19 protein-coding genes, 5 pseudogenes and 1 other annotated feature are annotated in these 25024 nt (G+C 52.8%); of the genes and pseudogenes, 12 read left to right on the top strand and 12 right to left on the bottom strand.

All coding sequences use genetic code 11. The annotated features are described in order from the left end of the window. Positions 1-26: 26 nt before the first annotated feature. Complete coding sequence (locus tag TR2A62_RS07295; protein ID WP_040820376.1) at positions 27-521, bottom strand: hypothetical protein; 495 nt, start codon at positions 519-521, stop codon at positions 27-29. A 53-nt stretch (positions 522-574) separates the two neighbouring features. After that, a complete protein-coding gene (locus tag TR2A62_RS07290; protein WP_040820374.1) occupies positions 575-1996 on the bottom strand; it encodes a S8 family serine peptidase in 1422 nt (473 codons plus the stop codon). 317 nt (positions 1997-2313) lie between these two features. Between TR2A62_RS07290 and TR2A62_RS07280 the strand changes: the two are divergent. The 7 genes and pseudogenes from TR2A62_RS07280 to TR2A62_RS18730 all read left to right on the top strand — a co-directional run bounded on the left by TR2A62_RS07280 (position 2314) and on the right by TR2A62_RS18730 (position 8759). Beyond that, positions 2314-3389: pseudogene (locus TR2A62_RS07280) on the top strand (IS3 family transposase). 61 nt (positions 3390-3450) lie between these two features. Next, positions 3451-3633 carry a hypothetical protein gene (locus TR2A62_RS07275; RefSeq protein WP_040820370.1) on the top strand — a complete coding sequence of 61 codons (183 nt, stop codon included), beginning with the start codon at positions 3451-3453 and terminating at the stop codon, positions 3631-3633. A gap of 156 nt (positions 3634-3789) precedes the next feature. Beyond that, the gene (locus tag TR2A62_RS07270; protein WP_040820367.1) at positions 3790-4080 is read left to right on the top strand and encodes a DUF1330 domain-containing protein; all 291 of its coding nucleotides are present in this window, start codon (positions 3790-3792) and stop codon (positions 4078-4080) included. A 333-nt stretch (positions 4081-4413) separates the two neighbouring features. Beyond that, on the top strand, positions 4414-6024 hold the full coding sequence (locus tag TR2A62_RS07265; protein WP_190275695.1) for a sulfatase-like hydrolase/transferase: 1611 nt from the start codon (positions 4414-4416) through the stop codon (positions 6022-6024). A 14-nt stretch (positions 6025-6038) separates the two neighbouring features. Continuing rightward, positions 6039-6356, top strand: coding sequence for a hypothetical protein (locus TR2A62_RS19055; protein WP_009159285.1), 318 nt, complete (start codon positions 6039-6041; stop codon positions 6354-6356). Positions 6357-6729: 373 nt separating this feature from the next. Next, positions 6730-7281 (top strand): recombinase family protein, encoded by a 552-nt coding sequence (locus tag TR2A62_RS07255; RefSeq protein WP_009158114.1) that lies wholly within the window; start codon positions 6730-6732, stop codon positions 7279-7281. Between the two features lie 497 nt (positions 7282-7778). Continuing rightward, entirely contained in the window at positions 7779-8759 is a 981-nt protein-coding gene (locus TR2A62_RS18730; RefSeq protein ID WP_009160818.1) for a Hint domain-containing protein, read from the top strand. A 367-nt stretch (positions 8760-9126) separates the two neighbouring features. On the opposite strand, the pseudogene TR2A62_RS18045 reads toward TR2A62_RS18730, so the two are convergent. Both TR2A62_RS18045 and TR2A62_RS07235 read right to left on the bottom strand, forming a co-directional pair. Beyond that, a pseudogene (locus TR2A62_RS18045) lies at positions 9127-9835 on the bottom strand (IS6 family transposase). A 276-nt stretch (positions 9836-10111) separates the two neighbouring features. Then, a complete protein-coding gene (locus tag TR2A62_RS07235; protein ID WP_009158848.1) occupies positions 10112-10708 on the bottom strand; it encodes a TetR/AcrR family transcriptional regulator in 597 nt (198 codons plus the stop codon). 126 nt (positions 10709-10834) lie between these two features. Here TR2A62_RS07235 and TR2A62_RS07230 point away from each other — a divergent pair, with 126 nt between their 5' ends. From TR2A62_RS07230 to TR2A62_RS07210, 4 genes and pseudogenes are all read left to right on the top strand, one after another. Next, complete coding sequence (locus TR2A62_RS07230; RefSeq protein ID WP_009160378.1) at positions 10835-11254, top strand: DUF4345 domain-containing protein; 420 nt, start codon at positions 10835-10837, stop codon at positions 11252-11254. 494 nt (positions 11255-11748) lie between these two features. Further along, positions 11749-12977, top strand: a protein-coding gene (locus TR2A62_RS07220; protein ID WP_369699501.1) for an IS3 family transposase whose coding sequence is annotated in 2 segments (ribosomal slippage) — positions 11749-12043 and positions 12043-12977 — 1230 coding nt in all. Because the reading frame shifts where the segments join, the coding sequence is not laid out codon by codon here. Beyond that, positions 12036-12152, top strand: a sequence feature (AL1L pseudoknot). Its footprint overlaps the gene before it by 117 nt. A gap of 262 nt (positions 12978-13239) precedes the next feature. After that, the gene (locus tag TR2A62_RS07215; RefSeq protein WP_009159230.1) at positions 13240-14850 is read left to right on the top strand and encodes a glycoside hydrolase family 43 protein; all 1611 of its coding nucleotides are present in this window, start codon (positions 13240-13242) and stop codon (positions 14848-14850) included. A 290-nt stretch (positions 14851-15140) separates the two neighbouring features. Beyond that, positions 15141-15431, top strand: a pseudogene (locus TR2A62_RS07210) (IS6 family transposase); the annotation flags it as partial. Here TR2A62_RS07210 and TR2A62_RS18430 read toward each other — a convergent pair. The 3 genes and pseudogenes from TR2A62_RS18430 to TR2A62_RS07195 all read right to left on the bottom strand — a co-directional run. After that, positions 15430-15740, bottom strand: a pseudogene (locus TR2A62_RS18430) (transposase); the annotation flags it as partial. The pseudogenes TR2A62_RS07210 and TR2A62_RS18430 sit on opposite strands and share 2 nt — an antisense overlap. Before the next feature lie 516 nt (positions 15741-16256). Continuing rightward, on the bottom strand, positions 16257-16619 hold the full coding sequence (locus tag TR2A62_RS07200; protein WP_223296084.1) for a hypothetical protein: 363 nt from the start codon (positions 16617-16619) through the stop codon (positions 16257-16259). A 562-nt stretch (positions 16620-17181) separates the two neighbouring features. Continuing rightward, positions 17182-17442, bottom strand: coding sequence for a helix-turn-helix domain-containing protein (locus tag TR2A62_RS07195; RefSeq protein WP_009159877.1), 261 nt, complete (start codon positions 17440-17442; stop codon positions 17182-17184). A 57-nt stretch (positions 17443-17499) separates the two neighbouring features. Here TR2A62_RS07195 and TR2A62_RS07190 point away from each other — a divergent pair. Next, a pseudogene (locus tag TR2A62_RS07190) lies at positions 17500-18282 on the top strand (IS3 family transposase); the annotation flags it as partial. A 211-nt stretch (positions 18283-18493) separates the two neighbouring features. Here the strand turns inward: TR2A62_RS07190 and TR2A62_RS07185 are convergent. From TR2A62_RS07185 to TR2A62_RS07165, 5 genes are all read right to left on the bottom strand, one after another. Next, on the bottom strand, positions 18494-19744 hold the full coding sequence (locus TR2A62_RS07185; protein WP_009157493.1) for a VCBS repeat-containing protein: 1251 nt from the start codon (positions 19742-19744) through the stop codon (positions 18494-18496). Positions 19745-20153: 409 nt separating this feature from the next. Continuing rightward, positions 20154-20924: an HpcH/HpaI aldolase/citrate lyase family protein gene (locus tag TR2A62_RS07180; RefSeq protein WP_009159403.1), complete on the bottom strand. Its 771-nt coding sequence runs from the start codon at positions 20922-20924 to the stop codon at positions 20154-20156. Between the two features lie 13 nt (positions 20925-20937). Further along, positions 20938-22716 (bottom strand): thiamine pyrophosphate-binding protein, encoded by a 1779-nt coding sequence (locus TR2A62_RS07175; RefSeq protein WP_009160334.1) that lies wholly within the window; start codon positions 22714-22716, stop codon positions 20938-20940. Continuing rightward, entirely contained in the window at positions 22713-24125 is a 1413-nt protein-coding gene (locus TR2A62_RS07170) for an aldehyde dehydrogenase family protein (protein WP_009159461.1), read from the bottom strand. The genes TR2A62_RS07175 and TR2A62_RS07170 overlap by 4 nt, the downstream gene beginning before the upstream one ends. Then, positions 24106-25002 (bottom strand): sugar phosphate isomerase/epimerase, encoded by an 897-nt coding sequence (locus tag TR2A62_RS07165; RefSeq protein WP_009160102.1) that lies wholly within the window; start codon positions 25000-25002, stop codon positions 24106-24108. Before TR2A62_RS07165 ends, TR2A62_RS07170 begins: the two co-directional genes overlap by 20 nt. Between the last annotated feature and the right edge of the window lie 22 nt (positions 25003-25024).

Below are 25024 nucleotides of genomic sequence, written 5' to 3'. Positions count from 1 at the left end.
GCTTTGTGCAACAGAGCCCTTCGGCACTAGAAAACGTATTCGAAGACTACGCCCACCCGATCTATCCCAATGTCCCGCTGTGACAGGGCAGCGGCGGTTGTGTTGAAGTCATAGCTGTAGAGCGGGCTGCTCGGTTTCACGCCGTGATAGCAGTGGAACTGGCGGCCGATCGCGTCGGTGCAGGGGCGATGTGTGATGGGGCCCTCGTAATGGCCGGAGAGGGAGAGGGTCACGCTCCAGCCGTCGTTAATCGAGATGCGGTGGTCCACGCTGAGCAAAAGCGATGCTGCGCGCGTAAGCTTCGGGGCCTTGAAGTCGCTGGTATATCCGATGACCACGGAAGTGTGATCGCCGAAGAGAAGCCCGACCTCGGTCTCAACCACTCTGCGAACGGGTTGGTAGAATGCCGTGCCCGAGGCCTCGGCGCGCACCCCGTAGGAGTCCGTGTAGCTGTAGCTGTAGTCGTATTCTGGCTCATTGCTGAAGCTCAGTCCAAGAAGCAGGAAAACTGGCCATTCCATGGCTTAGCCTTTAGGGGGAAGAGAGCAGGCCCATACGCCACTGAGCTTTATGGTCATTCGAGCAGCCCGATCGGGTTGAGCGCGGCATTGGCATCGACAAGACCATGGCCATAGACTGGGTCGACGCCCGGCACCCCGAGATCGTAGCCCGTCTGCAGGATAAGCCGCGTGCGTTCCTGGGCGGTCAGGGTCGGGAATTTCTGCACCGTCAGCGCGATGACACCGGCCACGCGCGGGGCGGCAAAGGACGTGCCTTGCGCGCCATCGATCACTGAATTCCCGTCGGCAACCATGAAATAGTTCATGGCCCCTGATCCGGCGGAAAAGGAATACCCTTCAAGGTCATCGGCCGCACTGTCATAAGAGCCGACCCAGATCGATCGGTCCAGATAGCTGTAGGAATTGGGATCGAGCGCCCCGAGCACCGGGCTGCAACTGGCAGCGGTATATCTGAGCGAGGCACCGGTCTCGGTGGTCTCACATCCGTCCGCGCCACCTCCGAAATAGGTCACGGCCCCCTCGTTGCCCGCGGCATAGACCAGCACGGCATTGGGGTTCTGGTCGCCGATACCCTGGTAGAAATAGGCCGTGAAAGCCCGAGTAAAATCGATCGATTCCGCATATGTCGCGTCATCGGAGAAATCGCCGGCCTGACCAAATGACCAGTTCACCACGTCAATCGTCGGGAAGGCATTGCTGCCCACGTAGTTGAATGTGGATTCCTCGGTCCATACATGGGTTGCCTCGGGCGCTACCGCCCAGGAGCTGTAGTAGCTTATGATCCCATGCGTGAAGCTTCCGTTCTCGAAGCCCTGCGCATTGGGGCCGAATTCGTCGATGATATTCACCTCCGCGCCAAGCCCGGTCCATCCTGCCGCATGGGCCTGTGCCAGCCCGCGCACATTGATGTTGCCGTGCGACAGGTCGATGTTGTGGCCAACGGCATTGTCTGTCGCGAAAGTCATCAAGGAACTGGCCCTGTCTGCCAGCAGGGCAGGGATATCGGTGCTGGATGGTGCGCCCTGGTTGTAATCGGCAGTGGCCCCGTTGCCGGTGATGATCGGATTGCCGCTGGCCGACAGGATCTCGTTCACGATGGTCGTCTCTGAGCTGCCCTGGACGACGGACCAGGTGATTGCCCCGGTGGACGGATCATAGGTGATGGAGAGTGAGTTGGTGGAATAGCGGTAGAGACCGTCCCCGCCGCGCAGCAGAACGATCTGAAGGTCGATTGCCGAGGGCAGGGAAAAGCCGCTCGACCTTGTGCTAACCGTGATTGTGGAGCGATCCGCCGATATTGCCGTGACGGTAAACGTCTGTCCGGCATGAGTGAAGGTATCGCCGACCACAAGCTCACCATTCACACCGCCGCCCGCGATCGTGCCGTTGCCATTGCAGGCGGACAAAACGCAAAGCGCCGCGATCATTAGACAAGCTAGACGAAAATTCGATGCCGTCTTTTTCTTTTCGCTCATGTCGACCTGCCATAAGACATTGTAAAATATATGTTTAATTTTATATTTAGTCTTGGGCTCCAAAGGGAATTTCTCAACGAACATTCCCCAAGTGGCCTGCCTACTGATTTGAAGATCGCCTAAATCCGACCTCTTGCCAAGCGTTTTTCGCCCCGACCGGCATCTGCAGTCGCGCAGGCAGCTGGAACCGGGTGGATCGTGGAATAGCCGCCTGAAAGTGGTCCACCCACTGGGATAGGAATATCCCGATTTCAGGAGGACCAGAGAATGGCTGGAAACGAGAGAAACCGGAAGATATTGTAACGAAGCTGCGGTAGATCGAGGTGCTGCACGGCCAAGGCGTGCCCATCGCGGATGCAGTTCGGCAAGTTGGCACGACACAACAGGCCTTTTATCGCTGGCGCAAATTATATGGCGGAATGGGTCGGGCGCAGTTGAAGCGTCTCAAAAAGCTGGAGAAAGAGAACCAGCATCTTAGGCGCGCTGTTTCTGACCTGACGCTGGACAAGTTGATCCTGACCGAGGCTGCAAGGGGAAACCACTGAGCCCTTCGCGTCGCCGTCGGTGCATCGATCATGTGCGGCAGACGCTTGGCGTATCTGAGCGCCGCGCCTGCCGCACATTGGGACAGTATCGCTCCACTCAACGCAAGGTTCCAACAGGCCGATCTGATGAAGAACTGCTGACTGAAGATATTATCGAGCTTGCCCGCAAGTATGGGCGCTACGGATATCGCATGGTCACGGGGCTGCTCAACAACTCGGGCTAGTATGTAAACCACAAGCGGGTTGAGCGCATCTGGCGACGTGAGGGGCTGATGGTCCCGCAGAAACAGGCAAAGAAGGGCCGCCTCTGGCTGAATGATGGCTCGTACGTCCGGCTGCAGCCTGAACGTCCGAACCATGTCTAGTCTCACGACTTCGTCCAGGACCGCACCCACGATGGTCGCGCTTGTCGCACGCTCAATATGATTGATGAGTATACCAAGGCGGCACTGATGATCCGTGTCGATCACAAGCTCAATTCCATCGACGTGGTGGACGCACTGACAGACTTGTTCATCCTGCGCGGACTGCCTGAGTTCATAAGGCCTGACAACGGTCCCGAGTTTATTGCCCAGAAGGTCAGGGACTGGATCGGAGCAGTTGGTGCGAAGACTGCATACATCGAGCCGGGATCACCCTGGGAGAACGGTTGTTGTGAGAGCTTCAACGCCAGATTTCGCGATAAGCTGCTCAACGGTGCGCTATTCTACACGCTCCGGGAGGCCCAAATCATCATTGAAAGATGGAGGAACCATTACAACACCAAGCGACCACACAGTGCATTGGGCTACCGCCCACCAGCGCCAGAGGCCATCATCCCAATGGACCAAAGGCCAATCATGCACTAACTTTCAATTTGGACCACTCAAGTGCGGCCGCTCAGACAAAGACACGGGTTTGGACCTCATGATGATCGAGAGCGATATTATCATCAGTGCTATGAACTATGTGCTTGATAAGGGGATTGGCTGCCTATCGATCCATGATTGCCTGATTGTACCAGAGGAAAGCGCGCAAGTTGCCATCGATGCCTTCCACAAAGCCTACAAAGACAAGGGCTTCAAGCCACCAAAGCTATCGGTCGGCTGGTGAGCTAAATCGTATTAGCAAACGGAATGAGTAATGCACTATAGGGGTTATTAAGAGAGATAGAGCTAAAGGTAGCTTACATAAGGATGCTAAAGGTCTCTCTGGTTAAGTTATAAACCTGTGTTAAGGTGTCACCGACATCTTGGGGGGATCAGAAACATGCCAAAGGGATACTTAGTGGCCAACATTAGGGTAAATGATGCTGAAAAGTTCCAAGCATTTTCTGGAATGGCAGCACCAGCTATCAAGAAATACGATGGCAAGGTTTTAGCAAGAGGCCCATCAGCCGATAGACACGAAGGTGAACTTAGTGGCACGGTTATGATGATTGAGTTTGAGAGTAAGCAAGCTGCTGAAAAGTTCTACTTCAGTGCCGAATATCAGGCTGCAAAAGCTGTCCGTGACACATGCTCGGACACTGACCTAATGATCATTGAGGGTGCTGATTAGTTCAGTCTGTCTTCTTCCGGAATGAATAATCCCTCATAGTAATACACCATAATAAGTAAGTTACATGAGGTTGCTTTAGGTCTCTGTGGTTATCCTCTGATATGGCTATTCAGGATTATGACCAATAGGTTGACAACCATTCAGGGATAGCTCTCTAGGCTGAAATTCCTATGTTGGCATCTGTATCAGCATGGGTAGTTTGGTAGGGGTCGCCCTCTCTTGTTCCTAGTTAGTACTGTAGCATCTAAATTTGAGTGCTTGAAACGCATTGACCAAATCATCTTGCCCACGTTAGCCGCGCGAGAAGAATTCAATACCAGAATGAGAAACATAATGTCTAAACGGTCAGTACTTGCATCGCTGTGTGCTGCGACGGTGATTTTGCATGCTTTTTATGCCATAAACTATCCGGCGGACTCATTAAGACAGGCGGCATGGTCGCTAGTCATTTTCATGTTGATCATGCTTGTGAGTGGCCGTGGATTGATTTGGAAAAAGCCAGATTGGAAACTGCTGCCTGTCCTGATTGTTGCGATGGCTCTAGTTCCAATCACTGTTATTTTTAGAAATTTTGGTCGGTTTGACATACTGGCTATTATGCATCACTGGGAATTCGGATTGGGCGGTTTCACCTTGTCGACCTTTGACAAGGAAATCGCCGACGCCGGTATTATCAGCATTGTCTTCTTCCTTGGGGTCTATTGGCTTTATTGTAGTGTGCGGAGAAGGGTGGCCGCCATTCTGATACCATTGCTTGTTATCATGGCCTACAACCCAATGTCGGTTGCGGCGTTTGAGCTCATAACACGAGAAAAGGTGGAAAGTGATCTTGTTGAACGAATTGCGACCCCGCAGCTCACGCTGCCAGCGCAAAAGATTGATGTGATCATTGTTCTTCTGGAGGGGGTAGATCGCACGTTCAGGGACCAAGATGAATACGGCGATATATACGATGGCTTGCGTCAGTTGGAAGACAACGCCCTTGTTTTCACCAATGTTCGCCAAACGACAGGGACAGGCTGGTCCATGGCAGGGCTGGTGGCGTCGCAATGCGGACTTCCACTGTTGCCGGCCGGGCTGGAAAAATCCAAATTCCACGACCGGGAAGAGTTTATTTACGCGCACAATTGTTTGTCCGATGTGCTTGCAGCTGAAGATTATGTGAACACATTTGTCGTCGGAGCCGACACAACATTCGCAGGATTAAACCATTTCCTTCGGACACATCTGTACACGCGGGTGATCGAGGACTCGACGATGCGTGAAATTTTTGACGAGGAAACGCAGGCTCGGTCGACAAGCAAAAGTTGGTGGAAAAATCACAAACCGTTTTTAGACGATACTTTGGTTTTCGAAGCGGCTCTAATGGAACATGCGTCCATTATTGAGGCCGGTTCTGCGGTAGCCATGACTGTTGAAACAGTTGGGCCCCACGGATCGACAGGCGTGCTTTCTCACGATTGTACAGATGACGGACAAGCGAGACGTGAATCCGACATTAGCAAGACCGTGAAATGCACAATCTCCAGTGCGTTGACATTTCTTGAAGGGATAGAATCTCAGCGAAGTGATCGTCCGACGTTAGTTGTGTTTATGTCCGATCATCTCAACCATGATCGTCGCGGAAATGCTTTGTGGCCTGAGCAGACCCAATCCAATACTATGATCATGATGGGTTTGGGGATCGAGAACTTTCCCGCTGGTGTTCAATATGACCGCTTGGCGTCGATGGTTGATATCTATCCGACGTTGCTGCATCTTTTGGGGCTGGCAGATCGCAATGCTCGAGCTGGCTTAGGTGTTTCTTTGCTTGGCGATCATCCAACGCTTGTTGAAGAAAAGGACATGGAACGACTCGATCTAGAACTATCGACCAATTACGATCTTCGATCGGTAATCTGGAATAGAAATGGAGTGGGTAACGCCAACCACACCAATCCGTAGGTGTCGAATTATCAATGAAAATTCAGGGCCTAAAATCTAAAAGCGTTCCCGTAGAAGTCTCCGTAAAACCACTGAAACTACCTGACCAAACGTCAAAAACTGACGTTAGCGATGTTTCCAAACGATATGAGGTGGCAGCCAGCACGATTTCGGATCGGCGGCGCATTGAACGCATGGGCAAGCTGGTTTTATCCAATTTGGATGATATGGATTTCGTACCTGTCCAGATTGAAGCCGCGAAGCCGCCTGCCGTGGTCCCGATGCCAACCACCCATTCACGGATATGTGGGGGCGGCGCACCGCTTACGTTTACACTCGACACGCCCTTCTAGGCTCCCCCCGCAGAGAAACCCCAGCTGAGATTTTTCCCTTTAGTAGCTACTGATCTTTTAGCGCAGAATTGATCCTGATCGACACTAGGGGGGTCTTAGCCATCAGGGGAGCAATTCCTTCATTTGAGGGATTTCCACTTTGGCTCTCTGGTAGCTGTGGGAACCATTCCATCATTTGATGGATTGCTTTTGCTCTCTAGTATCCCCCATTCCGACATTTGTCGGGTCGATACTTTGGACTGTCACATCAGGGTATAGTCCAGCGTTACAAATTCACCCCCTCAAAAACCTGCAATAAATCGTAACATAAGGGTTGTATCAGGTCTTATGCGTCACTATCTCAATGTTACAGATGCTAATGTGACGTATAGGGATGACCAAGATGACTAAGATCGGCTACCAGCGAGTATCAACCACAGACCAGAACACTGATCGCCAAGAGTTGGATGTGGATCGTATCTTTGAGGACAAAGCCTCTGGTAAGGATGCTGATCGCCCAGCGCTTAAAGAGATGTTGGCTTACATCCGTGGTGGTGATGAAGTTGTGGTATTCAGCATTGATCGTCTGGCCCGTAATCTGAGAGACCTTGAGGACATCATCAAAGAGATCAACGCTAAGGATGCATCTGTCACCTTCCTCTCAGAGCAACTTACTTTCTCTGGCTCTGATGATGCTATGTCTACGTTGATGCTACAGATGATGGGAAGTTTTGCTCAATTCGAACGCTCGATGATCCTCAAGAGACAGGCAGAGGGGATCGCTGTTGCAAAGGCTAAGGGTGCTTACAAAGGCCGCAAGGCTTCTATCGATCGTGATGTCATCAGCAAAATGATCAAGGCAGGATCGTCTCTTACATCGATCGCCAAGTCCCTGGGCATCTCTAGGCAAAGTGTCCACCGCATCAAAGCAGAGCTGGGGTTGTGATCATGGCTATAGGGTCCCCTCAGGTTCTGAGCATAGGATCGGACTGGATCGGGTTTGCTCCTCGGAATCCAAGACAAAGATTTAGCTCTGAAGCCTCAATGTGATCCAACGCCAAAGTAATGCCGTTTTTTATATAATGTTTTTTAATTCCCTGTTGGACATCTAAACTTTTTGGCTGGGCCTTCGGGTCTGGCCTTTTTCTTTTGGACGTGTCCGCAAATCGTGTTGGTCGGACGATGAACACACAGCAGCCATCCGCGTGTTGGCCACCTCATTCGTGATTTTCACGCCATCATCTCACGCATTGTTTCCCCAATGAAAACAGTGACCTGCAAGACAACAGTTTAGGAAGCGTAACAGGCCCAATTATATACTTTTGGGTGCTTAACCTAATCAAAGGAGACGTCGCTTAGGGCGGGAGTGCTGTTTTATTCTCTGACCAAGAGCAAAAAGCACAAGCAAGTGTAAGCCAAATCTAATCTGAAAGTGGAAAATCAATGAGAACAGGCACGTTTTTACTTTTGGACGGTAATTGGACGGGTGCTGCTGCCACCTTCAATGTAACTGGTGTAGTTACCCTAACCTCCGATGTCGGCACCGCCGTTGAGGATGGTGACTCGTTTGATGATAGCATCATAACCAAATATTTTGCCTTTAGTGCTAATTATGAATATACGATGAACGACGGCACAGTTTTTACCCCTTCCAACGCAGCAGGCAGCGCAATGATAATTGAGCTTGCTGATGGCCGCACACTGTTCTCGCTTGGAAGTTCACAATACACTTCATCAAGCGATGAAATTGCAGCAAACGGCTCGGGAGTTGCTACAGTAGCTATCCCAGCCGGGATAAATACTGGCTCAAATACTGCTCCTGATTATTATTTGGGTAGCGATCCTATCTGCTTCACCCGTGGCACCCTGATCAAGACCGATCAAGGCGAGCGTCCGATTGAAGAGCTTGCTGCTGGCGACATGGTGCTGACGATGGACCACGGGTATCAGCCCATACGCTGGATCGGGTCGTCCAAACGAGCGGCCACAGGCGATCTTGCCCCCATTTTGATCCGCAAGGGTGCTCTCGGGAATGACCGTGATCTACGCGTCAGCCCACAGCACCGTATGCTCCTGCAAGGCTGGCAGGCAGAGATGCTCTTTGGCGAACTTGAAGTGCTGGCAACAGCCAAGTCTCTGCTGAATGACCAGACAATCCTGCGTGACGAAGGGGGTGAGGTGGAGTATTTCCACATGCTGTTTGATACCCACGAGATTATCTACGCTGAAGGCTGCCCTTCTGAGAGCTTCCACCCGGGCCAACAGGGCTGGACAGCCTTGGATCAAGCCACACGGGATGAGATCCTCACGCTCTTCCCACAGCTTGCTGACGGCAACTTCAACGACTACGGCCCCGCCGCCCGCATGAGCCTCAAACATAAAGAGGGCAAGCTGCTTGGCGCGTATATGGCTGGGAGCGTTTAGCCTGAAGTTGATGAGCCGTCTCAGGCCGTCTGGTTGGTTCCAGTAGCTGTTGGCCTAAACCGAGGTGCACAACCCTACCAGCTAAGTCCTCCTCGCAGTCATAACATTGGCGCTACTGGCTAAGGCTTACGTTATCCTGACATCTTCGGCGCACCCCATGAACACAAAGCTATCTGCGCCTACGGTTCTAATGAGAGAATCCGATAAGGTGGGGCTCATTTCTGCGATGTCATTATGGGAGGGTGTTTTCGCAACTGGCGTGGGTGGTAAACGTGGGTGGTTGTCAATTTTAACGTTGCCACAAGATACTGAATGGTGCTGTCAGACGAATGCGAACCAGTCTCTACTAGGCCAGTGAGGCTGATCCTTATGCCGCGCCGAGTTGACGCCACTCGGCAAGAGCGGCGGTGCGGTTGAGCTTGAAATTGGTGCGTGAGTAGAGGTGGCGTTCCTGATTGAAATGGTTGTGAACTGAAGAATGGACGGTGGCGAATTTCTGTAAACTTCGCATGCGCCTGAACCGGAGCATGGCCCGCTCTCGTCGTCGAAATGGCAGGTGTGAATTCTCAGCGCGATTGTTTAGCCAACGGCCTGTTTCCTGTTTCGGCGCATTGCCGATGACCTTCATAGCAGCACCGTATGATCTCAGTCTGTCGGTCACAATAATCTGCGGTCGACCACACCGCTTCATTGATTTTTTTATGAATTTCAATGCTGCTTTGCGATCCCGTCGCTTTGTGACGAAGGATTCAAGCACTTCGCCCTCGTGATCCAAGGCCCGCCACAGGTAATGCGTCTCACCATTGATCTTCACGAAAACCTCGTCCAGGTGGCCACTGCCAGTTTGAATAGGCGCGCATCCGGCTTGCCCGCTTTTTGCGGATCTCGGCTGCGAACATCGGACCAAATCTGTTCCACCAGAACCGGACGGTTTCATGGCTGATCTCAATCCCACGCTCATGCAGAAGATCTTCCACGTTCCTCAGCGATAGCGGAAACCGAACATAGAGCATCACCGCCAGGCGAATGACCTCTGCGCTGGTTTTAAAATAGCGAAATGGGGAGCGTTTTGTCATCCCACGAGGCTAGGTCACCGCTCTGCCCGCCTCAAGCTAGTTTCCTCTGACAGTGCCCCGGTTTATGCCCGACGTGTGAATCAGCCATGACCGCTCAGGGCTGAAAACGGCCAATATGAGCCTCTCGCACTAACGGCAGCTTTGTGCCGTTCGTGTCGGTCAAAACATGCTAGTTTGGCCGGAACGCGGCGATGCCGCGAAGGGCAAGAATGAGCCCACGCTCACCGATGCTGCGACGGCGACGAGTGTCCGCTTTTCCTCAAACTGCGAACTGGTTTACGCAGTGATGCTCGATAGTAACTGGTTGGTCATCGAGGTCGCGTTGGCCCATGGGTAATCAGCAACGGTGTTCATACAGAGAGCAATGCCGATCAATCCAGATATGAGTGTGTCAGAGCTCACTTTGACGTCATGTCCTTCCGGATGAACCTCTCTGATCAAACCCGAAAACACCCGGAAGTGGGCCAAGGTGTCTTCGTCCATAACGAACTTACCGACATCCGCCCGCGTCACGTCGTTGGACATAAATACAAGTCGAAAATGATCGGGGTGGTCAATCCAATAGGCGAGAAAGGTTTGTGCAGCTGATTGCAGCCGTTCTCTTGCTCCAACGACCGAATTCAGCGTTGTCTCGATTTCATTTGACATCTCCGCAAGGACGTCTGCCCATAGGTATCGTAGAATATCGGTCTTGCCCTCAAAATGAGCATAGATTGTCATCGGCGCGCATCCGACCTCGTTGGCCAGACGGCGCATGGAAACCGCTCCGAAGCCTTCCGCCCGATAGATCTCAAGTGCGTGCTTCCCGATCTTTGATTGGAACTCCAGAATTTCAGACTCACTGCGGGGTGGCCTGCCAGCGGTTCTAGCCATGGTTAGGCCCTTTCAAATTTACTTTAGTACGCGTCCCAAATAATCCTTGCTTTGTCAAGATCGCATTATTATAGAACGCGTGCCATTTAATAAATGCCTACAGGGCTTACATTCTGGAGAAGTAAGATGAATAAGGTAAACCTGCTGAACTCGGTTGTTGTGATCGTTGGCGCTGGGATCGTTTTTCTGGGATTGAATATCGGCCTAGGAGGGATAAAGACACTGGGATGGCAATCGACGCGTGATTTCGTTTCGATCACGGATGCTGCAACATTCAATGCCCAAGACAGCCACATACGGTTCATTGGTGGAGTCTGGTTTGGCGTCGGTGCTTTATTCATGATTGGCGGCTTTGCAATGCGCAGTTTTCGCTCAATCCTGATTGCTCTGTCGGCCGTGATCGCGATCGCGGGTCTGTTTCGACTGAGCGGCATGAACACTGAGGTAATACTTAGCGCTGCGATTGCTCCATCACTGGCATTTGAGCTGGTTGGTTTTCCGCTGCTCGCGTGGTGGCTGATAGCGTCTGGAAAGGGCGATAAATAAGTCATCCAGGCCAATAATCAAGATTGCGGACGTTTACTCGATTAACCTAGAGGTCAGCTATGTCCGCATAGCGGCCGTCCATCCACGCGAAATGCTGCATTTTCCCGCCAATGTCCGCCTCGGGGAAGCTGCACTGCGGCGTCGAAAGCTTGCGTGAACGGCAGGTAAGGGCCGGAAGCGGTCATAGCGGCGATTGCGTCCAAGGTCCGTTTTGTCCCGCATAGCAGTCATCGAGCGTAGCAAAATGCTGCGCACCTGCTCGAATTTCCGCTTCGGGGAAGTTGCGCCACAGCATCGAGAGCTTGCGTGAACGGCAGCTTTGGGCCGGAAGCGCCAATTTGCCGGATCAGTGCGAAGGTTCACAATATCCCGCATAGCTGACTGTGTTGCGCCTCCTGCGAACCGCCCCAACGTCTTTGTGCGATACTTCAAAGCCGTGCAGAATCTGAACCGCCCCTTGTTTGCCGGAGACCCAGAAGTAAGGATACTGGGTTATGAAAAAAAACAAATGTGGAAACAGATATTCGCCAGAGGTACGCGAACGTGCTGTACGGATGGTGTTTGAGCATCAGGGCGAATTTGACAGTCAGTCTGCTGCGATCAAATCGATCGCGCCTAAGATTGGTTGTGGGCCTGATACGCTTCGGGCGTGGGTTCGACGAGCTGAGACGGACAGCGGTCGACGTGATGGTGTGACGACGGCTGAACGTGACCGGATCAAAGCCCTGGAGCGCGAGAACCGCCAGCTTCGGCAAGCCAATGAGATACTGAAGAAAGCATCAGCGTATTTTGCTCAGGCGGAGCTCGACCGCCCGTTTCGGAAGTGATCAGCTTTATCAAAGAGCATCGTGATGTCTGCGGGGTCGAGCCGATTTGTCGTGTTTTGCAGATTGCCCCTTCGACGTTCTACGCGCATCTGGCCGTCGAGGATGATCCAGACAAAGCGTCGGATCGCGCCAAACGTGATGCTGAATTGCGCGCTGAGATGAAGCGGATTTGGGACGATAACCAGTCTGTCTATGGTGCCCGTAAACTGTGGCATGCCATGCGCCGCGAAGGCTATGATTTGGCGCACTGTACGGTTGAGCGGCTCATGCGTGACATCGGTATCGAAGGTGTCCGTCGCGGCAAGAAGGTCAAAACGACTTGGGCAGACAAGGCTTTGCCGTGCCCGATGGACCGAGTGAACAGGCAGTTCCGCGCAACAATGCCCAACCAACTCTGGGTGTCAGATTTTACCTACGTCTCGACCTGGCAAGGGTTTGTCTATGTGGCATTCGTCATCGATACCTTCGCCAACAAGATCGTCGGTTGGAGGGCCTCCAGATCGCAGCAGACACAGTTTGTCTTGGACGCGCTTGAACAGGCCCTTTACGAAAGATGGCCTTCAGAGAGCCTGATCCATCACAGCGATCGGGGCAGCCAGTATCTGTCGATCAAATATACCGAACGCCTCGCTGATGCGGGCTTGGAGCCGTCTGTTGGAACAGTCGGTGACAGCTATGATAACGCGCTGGCCGAGACGATGTTTGGCCTGTTCAAAGCCGAAGTCATCCACAGATTGGAGCCATGGAAATCCGCTGACGCGGTCGAGTGGGAAACGCTCAATTGGGTCGACTGGTTCAACAATCGCCGACTGCTCGAACCCATCGGATACATCACACCAACTGAGGCAGAGGAGGCCTTCTATGCAAACATGAACACACTCGATAAAGTCGCTTGAGAAGAACTAAACAGTCTCCGGTAAAACCGGGGCGGTTCAGCAGCCTTCAGTGCTGCAATCTGACCATCATTTGTCTGTGTATCCGTGCTGACCTGTGCGTACCCAATCTTCAATGGCATCTCCTTCTCGAAACTCATCAGAGTTTTACTGGGGACCTGATCAGGATTCGATAGGGGGTACATCAATTTTGCGGACATCACGATCCAGCTTGACTAAGGTGCTTTACGCAGACCCCCTCGAACCCGAACGAAGGAAATCCGCTATGATCAGCAATCCAATTTTGTCAGGCTTTCGCGCCGACCCCTCCATCTGCCGAGTGGGATCGGATTATTACATCGCGGTGTCGACATTCGAATGGTACCCGGGCGTCGAAATCCACCATTCTACCGACCTTGTGAACTGGCGTCTGGTCGTCCGCCCGCTGAACCGTGCTGCACTCTTGGACATGCGTGGCAATCCGGACAGCTGTGGGATTTGGGCACCGTGTCTGTCGTACGCTGATGGCAAATTCTGGCTGGTGTATACGGATGTCAAACGGCTGGATGGGGACTTCAAGGACGCCCACAACTACATCACGGCCTGCGAAACAATTGACGGCGACTGGTGCGACCCGTGGTATATCAATTCGTCCGGGTTCGATCCCTCCTTGTTTCATGATGACGATGGGCGCAAATGGTTCGTCAACATGCAGTGGAACCACCGAGGCGCGGGCACGGGTGTGAATCCGGCCCATGATAGCTTCGACGGGATTTTGCTGCAGGAATGGTCGCCCGAAGCAGGCCTGACCGGCCCAATCACCAATATTTACGCAGGAACTGATCGCGGACTAACCGAAGCCCCGCACCTTTTTAAACGGGGCGGATATTACTACCTGACAACCGCCGAGGGCGGTACAGGCTATGAACACGCCGTCACCCTGTCACGGTCCCGCGACATCTCCGGACCTTACGAAGACCACCCCGATAAACACGTCATCACAACTAAACACGCGCCCGATCATCCCATTCAACGAACGGGCCACGGGCAAATGGTCGAAACTCCTGAGGGCGAAGTGTATCACACCTTCCTGATGGGCCGCCCGATGACTGGTTTAGACGGCACCGGTCAATACTGCCCGATGGGTCGCGAAACGGGGATCGAAAAATGCGTTTGGCGCGACGGTTGGCTTTACCTTGAACACGGCGACCAGACCCCGCGTGTAAGGGTGCCTGCCCCGAAAGGTATCACCACCACGCCAAATGCGCTGCAAGCCATACGCCACGATTTCGCCGACGGCACCCTTCCGCCCGAATTCCAGTGGCTGCGCACGCCAGACCCTGAGCGACTGTTTCGCGTTGAACCCGGTGCCGTCATCCTGATGGGCCGCGAAAGCTGGGGGTCATGGTTTGAACAATCGCTGCTCGCGCGGCGGCAGGAACACCATACTTACATCGCCGACACACAGGTCGAATTTGATCCTGATACCTACCAACAGGCGGCGGGTCTGCTCACCTATTACAACCGGGGTAAGTTCCATGGTCTGACCCTGACCTATGAGGGCGGCAAACGCGCCTTGCGCGTTGTGTCCTGCGCGGGCGATTGGTCCGATGGGGCACTGTCTTGGATGCCCGACATCATCCCCGTCGCTGACAGACCGGTCGAAATGCGGGTCGATGTTGATCACGCGGCGCAACAGTTCCTGTGGCGGCAAGGTGGCGACTGGCAGCCCATTGGCGCACCACTTGACGCGTCGATCATCTCCGACGAGGGGGGACGGGGCGAACACGCATCGTTCACGGGTGCCTTCGTGGGGATGCACTGTATGGATACATCCGGCCGCGCAAGCGAAGCCACGTTCACACGCTTCAACTACATCCCCGGGGGTGCGACGTAGGCCGCTTCAGAATCGATCACAGACCCACCAAAACAGGGCATAAGGACAACGACCATAAAGACCAGATCTTTTAGCCGAACGGGCCGTTCCGTTTCCGAAGTGGGCCTCGGGACCTAGGCGATCGGTGGCACTTGGACCGCACGCAGCCCTTGATGCGGGGACTACTTGTGAAGTGATGCTGAGTAGCAGACTTTCGAGAACTCCCCAAAAACCGCAAAGCGTTCCCGTAAAACGGTCTTGTCAGAAAGATACCGGTTGAGGCGGGCAGGGCGGCCTCGTAGCGTCTGAACATGACCAAACCTAACCCTTTCAAAGGCTTTGAAAGCGGCCGGGAAATCATTCGCCTGACGGTGATGTTGTACATTCGGTTTCCGCTATCTCTCCGCAAGTTTGAGGACCTGTTGCACGAAAGCGGCGTCGAAATCAGCCATGAAACGGTGCGGTACTGGTGGAATAGATTTGGCCCAATGTTCGCCGCTGAAATCCGCTGGAAACGTGTCCAACAGATGCGGTCGTATTCAAACTGGCAATCGCATTTGGACGATATTTTTGTGAAGATCAATGGCGAGCAGCATTACCTTTGACAGGCAGATGTGATCCCTCGACCAGCCTGATGATCTCTAGCTTTTCTGATGCAGGATATCTCATTCTGGGTCGCCCCCATCCCCGAGCATGCTTTTTTTGAGAAGACGCAGTTCAAGCGTCTGTTCCGCGACAACTTCCTTGAGATCCTTCGCTTCACGCCGCAGTTCCCTTACTTCATCACTGTTTGCGGCGCGCGCGGTGTCCCCAGCCAGACGCTTCTTCCCAGCTTCCATGAAGTCCTTCGACCACTTGTAGTAGATGCCCTGCGATATGCCCTCACGACGGCAGAGCTCAGCAATGCTGTCCTAGCCACGCGCAAGCATTATTCCAGCAAATTTACGCGAAGAATTGGTCGCCCGTGTGCGGCGCTATGTTACGAACCAAGATACCCGCGGTTTAATCCCATCGAAGGTCGAAGTTGGTAGCATCGGTGGCAACGGCGAGCGCAGGGCGCGGCAAGCGAACCCATACGGTCTCAGTTTTTCCTCAATACGAATAGCGGCGGATTTACAGGTTAAGGAATTGCTGATCTGCGTTGGCATTCTGAATGAAAGATCTCGCACATTTAACCAAACCTGACATTCGCTGCGTTACAACATTTGTAGACTTCGGGCTCACTGCCGTCGTTAGATCGTTTGCAGCATCCTTGGATTTGACCTCTGGTTGAAGGGCTGCTTTCGCCAGAAGGCCCTGTAGCCTTAAGACGTCAGGTTAACGTAAGCCTTAGCCATTAGCGCCAATATTATGACTGCAAGATGCACTTGGCTGGGACGGTTGTCATCTTGGTTTGGGCCAACAGCTACTAGAACCAATCAGATGACCTAAGCGGCATTCTTGGATTTTGAGGTGATGGCAAACTCTTCTTCAATGGCTCGCAGCTCGCGCTGTAGTTCTGATTCATCAGAAGAGGATATCCCAATGTGTTCCGGTTCCTTTTGCCCGTCAGAAAATATGTTTGAATTCTCACCATCGTCACAGTTGAAATATGCCGTTATTTCAGCAAGTGCTAGTTTAGCCACTCTGTGAGATCTATGTTTCTCAGGCGCTGATGGTGAGACGCGCAAAGTGACAGTTCGCTTATGAATTATGGGTTCGCCACCGTCATTAAAAGTTACCTTTGCGATAGCGATAGCTTTCACATTGCCATTTACGTCCGACACCACTTCTGTTGAAAGAATGTTCACGTGCATTTTCAACCCCAAACTCTGGTAACAATGTTCATCTAACTTTAATCTCCTAAAGCGGCTTTCTCTTTTTAGCATCAATACAATATATCGTATTGACTTCTTACGATTGTGGCGTATCTGGTGTGCAAGTCAACGCCGATGATTCGTTAATCTATGACTCCTACGCATAGGTTAAGTATCCAATTGGATGTATTTGGGCCTGTTACGCTTCCTAAACTGTTGTCTTGCAGGTCACTGTTTTCATTGGGGAAACAATGCGTGAGATGATGGCGTGAAAATCACGAATGAGGTGGCCAACACGCGGATGGCTGCTGTGTGTTCATCGTCCGACCAACACGATTTGCGGACACGTCCAAAAGAAAAAGGCCAGACCCGAAGGCCCAGCCAAAAAGTTTAGATGTCCAACAGGGAATTAAAAAACATTATATAAAAAACGGCATTACTTTGGCGTTGGATCACATTGAGGCTTCAGAGCTAAATCTTTGTCTTGGATTCCGAGGAGCAAACCCGATCCAGTCCGATCCTATGCTCAGAACCTGAGGGGACCCTATAGCCATGATCACAACCCCAGCTCTGCTTTGATGCGGTGGACACTTTGCCTAGAGATGCCCAGGGACTTGGCGATCGATGTAAGAGACGATCCTGCCTTGATCATTTTGCTGATGACATCACGGTCGATAGAAGCCTTACGGCCAGCATACTTCTCTTTGGCATCAGGTCCTGCTTTAGCTGCTGCAATACCCTCTGCCTGTCTCTTGAGGATCATCGACCTCTCGAACTGAGCAAACGACCCCATCATCTGTAGCATCAACGTAGACATAGCATCATCAGAGCCAGAGAAAGTAAGTTGCTCTGAGAGGAAGGTGACACTAGCACCCTTAAAGAACCGTTAAGTGCGCGTGCGCGTGAAGATGCACGTCAGACGGAGCTGATCCAGCAGGCATGGACCGATAGCGGTAAGGTCTATGGATATCGCAAATTTGCAGACGACCTGCGCGATGCTGGCGAGACCTGTTCAGAGAACCGTGTGGCACGTTTGGCCAGCTTGGCTGGCATTGCAGCGCAGATCGGATACAAACGTCGACCTGGTCGATATGGCGGCAAGCCTGCAGTCGTCGCTGACAACACACTGGATCGACAGTTCGAGGTGGATGCGCCTGATTGCGTATGGGTGACCGATATCACGTACATCAGGACCCATGAAGGCTGGTCGTACCTCGCTGTGGTCATCGACCTTTTCTCACGGCGTGTCGTTGGGTGGTCGATGCAGTCTCACATGACAACCGACCTAGCCCTACAAGCATTGCTGAGCGCCGTTTGGCGACGCAAACCAAAGCATAGGGTCTTGATCCATTCTGACCAAGGTTCCCAATTCACTGGCAAAGTGTGGCAATCTTTTCTCAGCAAACACAATCTGGATGCCAGCATGAGTAGGCGCGGGAATTGTCATGATAACGCAGTCGCCGAGAGCTTCTTTCACTTGCTGAAACGGGAACGCATCAGGCGGCGGACGTACACCACGCGCGACACAGCAAGGCAGGACGTGTTCGATTACATCGAGATGTTTTACAACCCGACTCGCAAGCACACCAACAACGGCATGCTGTCGCCAGTTGACTATGAAACAGAACAAAGGAAAATGAACGAGGCAGGCGTATAGGAAACTAGGGGCACCTCAGACCCCTTATGAAGCGCTTCGAGAAAAGCTATAGTCAGACCTGAAGTGTCCCGTCAGTAACCGCACCTTATAAGTTCTGCCAATGCAAGCCTTGGCACCTTGATCCAATGTACGTGGTCAGCGCTCGCTTGACAGTCTGCTATGCAAAACAGGAGCTCGAGTTACTGGAGTGTATGAGCGTTAATGAGTGATTTTATCTCAATTGGCTGCTCAAGTTAAAGTTCGGACTCAAATATGTAAAAAATTTCAGACCAGATTGACATGGATACACGGAATTTATCCACCTTGAGGTCTGAAATAAGCTGTCTACCAATAGTTCGCTCGATACTTGTTCTCTTCCAGAAAGTGTATAGCGCACAATTTTAGAACCGGCACTATAGTTGTCTACTGCAAAAGTTGCGTATATTTCTGCGCCAGTGCTGGTTGGAACAACAATAGTGTCCATCAGTAGGTCATTCGCGCCAATCGCTGGGCTTGTAACTTGAGAGGTGTTTGTGCTTTCAAAAATACCACCAAATAACCCCTGTTCAGAACCCCAAGTGATTTGGACACCAAAATTTCCAGACACGGGGTCGTATGACTCAGAGATCAGATCATGGTAACCATCACGGTCAATATCAGACGCATTGAGGGTTACCCAAGAATTGCTAATTGAAGTCCCGGCACGTGGTTGGCGAGTTTTAGAAAAGCTGCCATTGCCATCATTGCGATAAGCAAAGATTTGCCTCCCATCGCGCGCTCCAACCGACCCAAAAACGATGTCCAAATCTTTGTCGTTATCAAAGTCTATCAGAGTTCCAGAGTGAATACGTAGTTCTTCGCGTGTGACCAACTGTTGCCAGCGGTAAGATGTTCCATCACTCAGCAATACCAGAACCTTACCGTCGTGCAGGGATCCGTCATGTTCGCCGTAATCGAAGAAAACGAGATCAGTAATTCCATCACTGTTCAGATCCCCTTGTGAGACTTTTCGAATTTCCTTCGTAAATGGCTGACTATTTAAAAATGAAATACCTTCTATGGGGTGGTTCATTTCTGAGGCGTCGTTAGAAAAAAACTTTATGTTTTCTGCTTCATGCCTTTGGCTCGTGTAGGATATCATAATCGCTGATGCATCCAGGTCTCCGTCGCCAAATAAATCTACGATTAGATCCAAACCAATGTTGCTGTATCGCTGCACTGGCTCCTTGGGGAGTGAGCGGATTCCACGCCAAAGCCGTGAAGCATCGCCGTTCTGTAACGCTTCACACATTGATTTGAAGCGGAGGTCTGTTGACGTAAGGATATTTTGACGAGCAGCGGCTGACTGTTCAGTGTCATTTGAACCTTCATTTGGGGTGCCACTACTGGTTTCTGACACCTCGTTTCCAAATGTACTTGTGCCTACGCACCCAGAGACTGCAAAAACAAAGAATGCTGAAAATAATAGATTAAGTTTTGACATGCCTGCTCCAAATCTGCGGACGACTTACGCAGGTGTTGAGTGATTGTGAAAGTAGATTTACTTCTTCTTGATAGAGAGTGCCGTCCCGCTGTAAATCTCGATCATTCAAAAAACCCGCTATTGCTCGCTCTGTTCGTCAACCGAATACTTGAATAGCAGTTTCAAAACCATAGCAAAAAAGAACGGGGTGATTACCCCTTCGCCTCCACCACTGCGCCTTATTTTTAGATCATGTTTCAAAGGGTTGTGCCGTATTTGAGGGTTCCGTCCCCCATTTGATCACCCAATGTGCAGCGAGGCAGTTTCGAATTGGTTGGGTGCCCAAGGCGTCCTGCGCAAACCTTACTAAGGGCCGCCTTTGGTGGGCTCGCCGGACTTGGATGCGCGAGGTTGCATTTAAAGGAACAGGTTAGCGTAAGCTGAACCGATTGCGGATTTTGGATACAGCGTCCGCGAGCAACACTAAATCTACAGCGACGGCGACAAAAGACGCGCCGCTGGCCATGTAGCGGTCAGCGACGTCAGGATCGAGTGCCATAACACCAGTGGGCATGCCCATGTCGACCAAGTCTGCGATGGCTTTGGAAATCGCCTTGTCAACGTCCGGATGGGTCATTTGACCTACCAGCCCCATGCTCGCTGACAGATCTGCGGGGCCGATAAACACCGCATCCACACCGTCCGTATTCGCAATGGCGTCAAGGTTCCGGAGCCCTTCAAGCGTTTCGATTTGCACGATGAGGCACAGTTCGCTCTCAGCCGTGTTGAAGTAATCGTCGACCTTCCCGTAGCGTGTCGCTCGGGTCATGCCCGCCATACCACGAATGCCTTTGGGACCGTAGCGCATTGCATGAACGGCGGCGACGGCTTCTTCGGCGGTTTGCACATAGGGCACCATCACGGTCTGTGCACCCATATCCAGAACGCGTTTGAACAAGGTCGGATCATTGGCCGCCACGCGTACCACTGCAGAGGTATGAGGCGTTTGCCCGATGGCTTGAAGGGCTGGCAGAACCTCAACTGTTTCAATCGCGGCGTGTTCGCAATCCACCATAACCCAGTCGAACCCCGAACCGCCCAGCAATTCGGGGACGGTATTGCCACCGATAGTGTTCCAGATTCCCAACTGCCGCTGGCCAGCTTTCAAGGCGAATTTGAACAAGTTCGTTGGGTTTTTCATTCGATGCTCTTTCTCACGTTGAAACGTGGCTGACGTCCTTATCAGGCGAATAGATATCAAGGATATTCCAGTGCCCTGTTGTGGGGGTGGGATTGTTGATCATGGGCACATCCAACACTGTCGGCTTGCCGCTAGAAATGGCGGCTTGCAGCGCGGGCAATAGGTCATCTGCTGAAGAAATGTGGATGCCTTCGGCGCCGTAGGCCCGTGCGATCTCGGCGTAACTGGGGCCATTGGTTGGAGCGTCGGGTGTACCGGGGAAGGTCGTCCCGTAGGTCAGGCCATAATGCGCCTTTTGCAAACCGGCGATTGTGCCAAATGCGTTGTTGTTCATCACCAGCCAGATAATCCCGAGGTTCAGTTCAACAGCCGTTGCCAGCATCGATGGGTTTTGTCCAAATCCACCGTCGCCCACCAGCGACAACACCACACGATCCGGTGCTGCCAGTTTCGCGCCAATGGCTGCGGGAGGTCCGAAGCCCATCGTCGCAAAGCCGCCCGGTGTCAGGATTGAACCCGGTGTCAGGATGTCAAACTGTTGGCCGACGCCGTTTTTGTTCCACCCCACGTCCGTGGTGATAATTGCATCTTTGGGCAACGCGATGCGTGTATCCGCAAGGATACGTTCCGGCATCATCGGGAAGGCGGCCGAAGTTTGCATTTCGATGTTTGTCGCTTTGAACGCTTTGCGGAACTCCACGATCTCGGCCTTTTTTTCGCTGCGATCGAACCCGTCAGGATACATTTCACGCGCGACACGGCTTAGCATGCGCAGGGCCACTTTCGCATCGGCAACCACACCGATTTCTGTCGGGTAGTTGCGCCCGATCTCTTGCGGTTCGATGTCGATATGAATGACCTTCGTGTCGTTGCCCTTAGCCCCTATGTTGAAGGTGTAACCGGGATACCAGCTGGAACAATCCGCCTCTTTGAAGCGGGTGCCTACCGCAAAGACGACATCGGCGTTCAAGCAGGTCTGGTTGACCAATTCGGTGCCCCAAAACCCCGTCATGCCCATGACCAGCGGATGATCGTCACGCACAGCTCCCTTGCCCATCAAGCTGTGGGCAATCGGCAGGCCCAGGTGGGTGGCAAAATCCTCCATTTCTGCGCTCGCCTGCGCCAACAGGATCCCACCGCCGATATAGGCGACAGGATCCTTGGCCGCAGCCAGACCACTCACAATCTGGCGGGCCGTCTCATCATCCAAGGATGGTTTGACGAGAGACTTGGTGTTTCCAACGATGCGATCAAATGTGTCTGACGCGATGACTTCGCTGAAAATATCCATCGGAACGTTGACTAGTACTGGCCCAGGCTGACCGGACTCCGCGAGATGGAACGCTTTCTCTAGAATCTCCGCCACGAGGTCTGCGCGGTCTACGCGCCATGCGCGTTTTACAAAGGGTCGGTAGATTTCCCACTGCGCGGCGTCGGCGTGCAGGTTCACCTCCTGATGTGGATGCTTGCCGTAGTAATGCGTGGGGATATCCCCAGCGATCACAACCATCGGGATGCAATCGAGTGCTGCGTTGGCAACACCGGTGGCGCAATTTGTCAAACCCGGTGAGAGGTGGCTGAGAACGACAGAAGCGCGCCCTGTGACCCGCGCGTAGGCATCTGCCGCATGGCTCGCAATTTGTTCGTGGCGCACAGTAATAAAATCAATCGGGCTTTCGGCGAGCGCTGCCAAGACGGCGATGTTGGTGTGTCCGCACAGGCCAAAGACATGTTTAACCTCGCGTCGCCCCAAGAAATCAACGATGTGTTCTGCTACTGTCTTCGTGCTCATTGGGCGATCTCCTGTCCATAGAACTCACCGAAAAGCTCTGCCTCACTGGGGCGATCTTCGGCGATGGGCCGCGCGACCCATGTGTAATTCATCATGTGTTTCATGGTGACGTTTTCGTTGGTGATATTGCCGCCCCAGATGCCGCAACCAAGGCTTGAAGTCATCGGCATGCCGTTGGTCCATGACCCTGCATTGGCCTTGGATTGCGGCTGACGCACCATTATCCGGCTGACGGGTGCAACCCGCGCTAAAGCGTCGATGTTGTCGTCGTTATGGCTGTAAATCCCACAGGAATGGCCGATGCCGCCGGTGGCATAAATCGCGCGAACAGTGTCAAGCGCGTCGTCGAACCTCTCGAAGTGATAAAGCGCCATGACTGTTGTCAGCTTTTCTTTGCTGAACTTATGCTCAGGCCCGATCTGACCCTGGTTTTCCACCATCAGGAACTTGCGATCATCGGCGATCGTGAACCCTGCCACACCCGCAGTCTGCTGCGGTTTGCAAGCGATTGTGGGGAAGGTGCGATTGCCTTTTTCGTCCCACATCGCAGCCTCAAGCAGCGCTTTTTCTTCTGGCGAACATAAATGACCACCTTCAGCTTCAAGTGCGGCGACCATCCTGTCATAAATGGATTTTTGGATGATAATATTGCCATCCGCAGAGCAACCAGAGCCGAAATCCGACGTCTTGGAGATGCGCGTGTTTGCCGCCGCGATATCGAGGTCCGCTGTTTCGTCGATGACGATCGAGCTGTTACCTGCGCCCACACCGTAAGCCGGACGCCCCGATGAATAAGCGGCCTTGACCATCGGCTTCCCGCCTGTGGCCAGTGTCAGATCGCATTCCTCCATCAGGTGTTGGGTCATCGGTATGGACGGATGACGGATTGTTTGGAATAGGTCCGCAGGGGCACCAACGGCGAAGCAGGCTTTGCGCATCATCTCGGTCATCTCGAACGTCGTACCAGCTGTGCGCGGGTGGGGCGAAAAGATCACCGCGTTGCGCGCATTGGCAGACGATACACCTGTCACGGGTGGCGTCATCGCAGGGTTTGTCATGGGGATCAGTGAGGCGACAACACCAGCAGGTTTGGCGTATTTCGCCAAGCCCTTGGCCTCGTCCACCTCAACCACACCCGTCGAAGGCGTGCGCAACACATCGCGCAGCACCATTTGGATCTTGAAACGTTTGGCCGGACGACCTGCGCGGTCACCGATGCCGGACTCATCCACGCCCTGTTCGGCCAGACGGGTGAATGTCGCCTCATTGCCAGCGTACCACGCAATGGCTTGGCTTAGACGGTCCAGATCAACCTGTGACCAGTTTTCAATCTCGGCCATTGCCATGCGCGCGCGCGCAATCATATCCGCCACAAATTGACGTTCTTGTTCAGTAAGCTCTTTGGCCATCTGTTGTGCTTTCGTTTCTAATGATGGGATGAGCGCGCCGCTGGCTGGTTACATCACCAAAAGAGTCTTTGGCGTGCTGCAAGCAGCGTCGAGCGTGTTCTTCAAAGCCCAGTTCCGTAACACGGGACCTGTTGGGCAATTCGATTGAGTAATCTAATGGGGGCATACGTTCGATGATGCCGGCGAAATCTATACAGCCTTCGCCAGGGTAAAGGCGGGCATCTCGGGCCAGTTGGATCATCCCTTCGCGGGTGTCCGCAATGCCGGGCAGCGCGTCCGAGATATGGAGGAAATTCAGCAGATCGCTGGGGATATGAAGCAATTCCGCGAGATCAACACGGCTGAGGTGCATGTAAAGCGTATCAACAAGGATACCACCATTCGGTTGATCCGCAGCCCGCACGATGTCGAGTGCTTCGTCTAATGTGCGCAGTCGGCTAAAGCTGGGAAACTCGAGATCAACTGACAACCCGTAGACCTGGGCGATTTCGCAAGTTTCCGCATAGCAATCGACAATGAAATTGCGGTCGTCCCGCGTTGGTGTCCATGCCGACATAATCATGCGTGTCGCGCCAAGTTCGCCGCCTAGTGCGCACGCCGCCTCAAAGCTGCGAGGATCACAGTCTTCGGTGATGCGGGCGAGTTCTATATCGAGCACCTTTAGACCTGTTGTCCGAAGCGCCGTCTTGGTGGCCGACACCATCGCTTTGTCGATTGGGTTTTCGCGGAACTCTCCCGGCACATTCATCTGGATAAAACGTGGCGAAACAGCGTCATAACCGGCACGAGCGGCGATGTAGATCAATTCTGGGGCCGTCGCATTGATCAAGGTCAGGTGCGCAAGCGAATAGAGCGGATCGCCGATCTCGTCTGGCATTTCAGAATCACCTCATGATATC

It is taken from the genome of Thalassobium sp. R2A62 (assembly GCF_000161835.1).
In the GTDB taxonomy this organism is placed as follows: Bacteria; Pseudomonadota; Alphaproteobacteria; order Rhodobacterales; family Rhodobacteraceae; genus Thalassobium.
The sequence above is the reverse complement of the archived record's forward strand: the minus strand, read 5'-3'. Positions and strand labels throughout refer to the sequence as shown.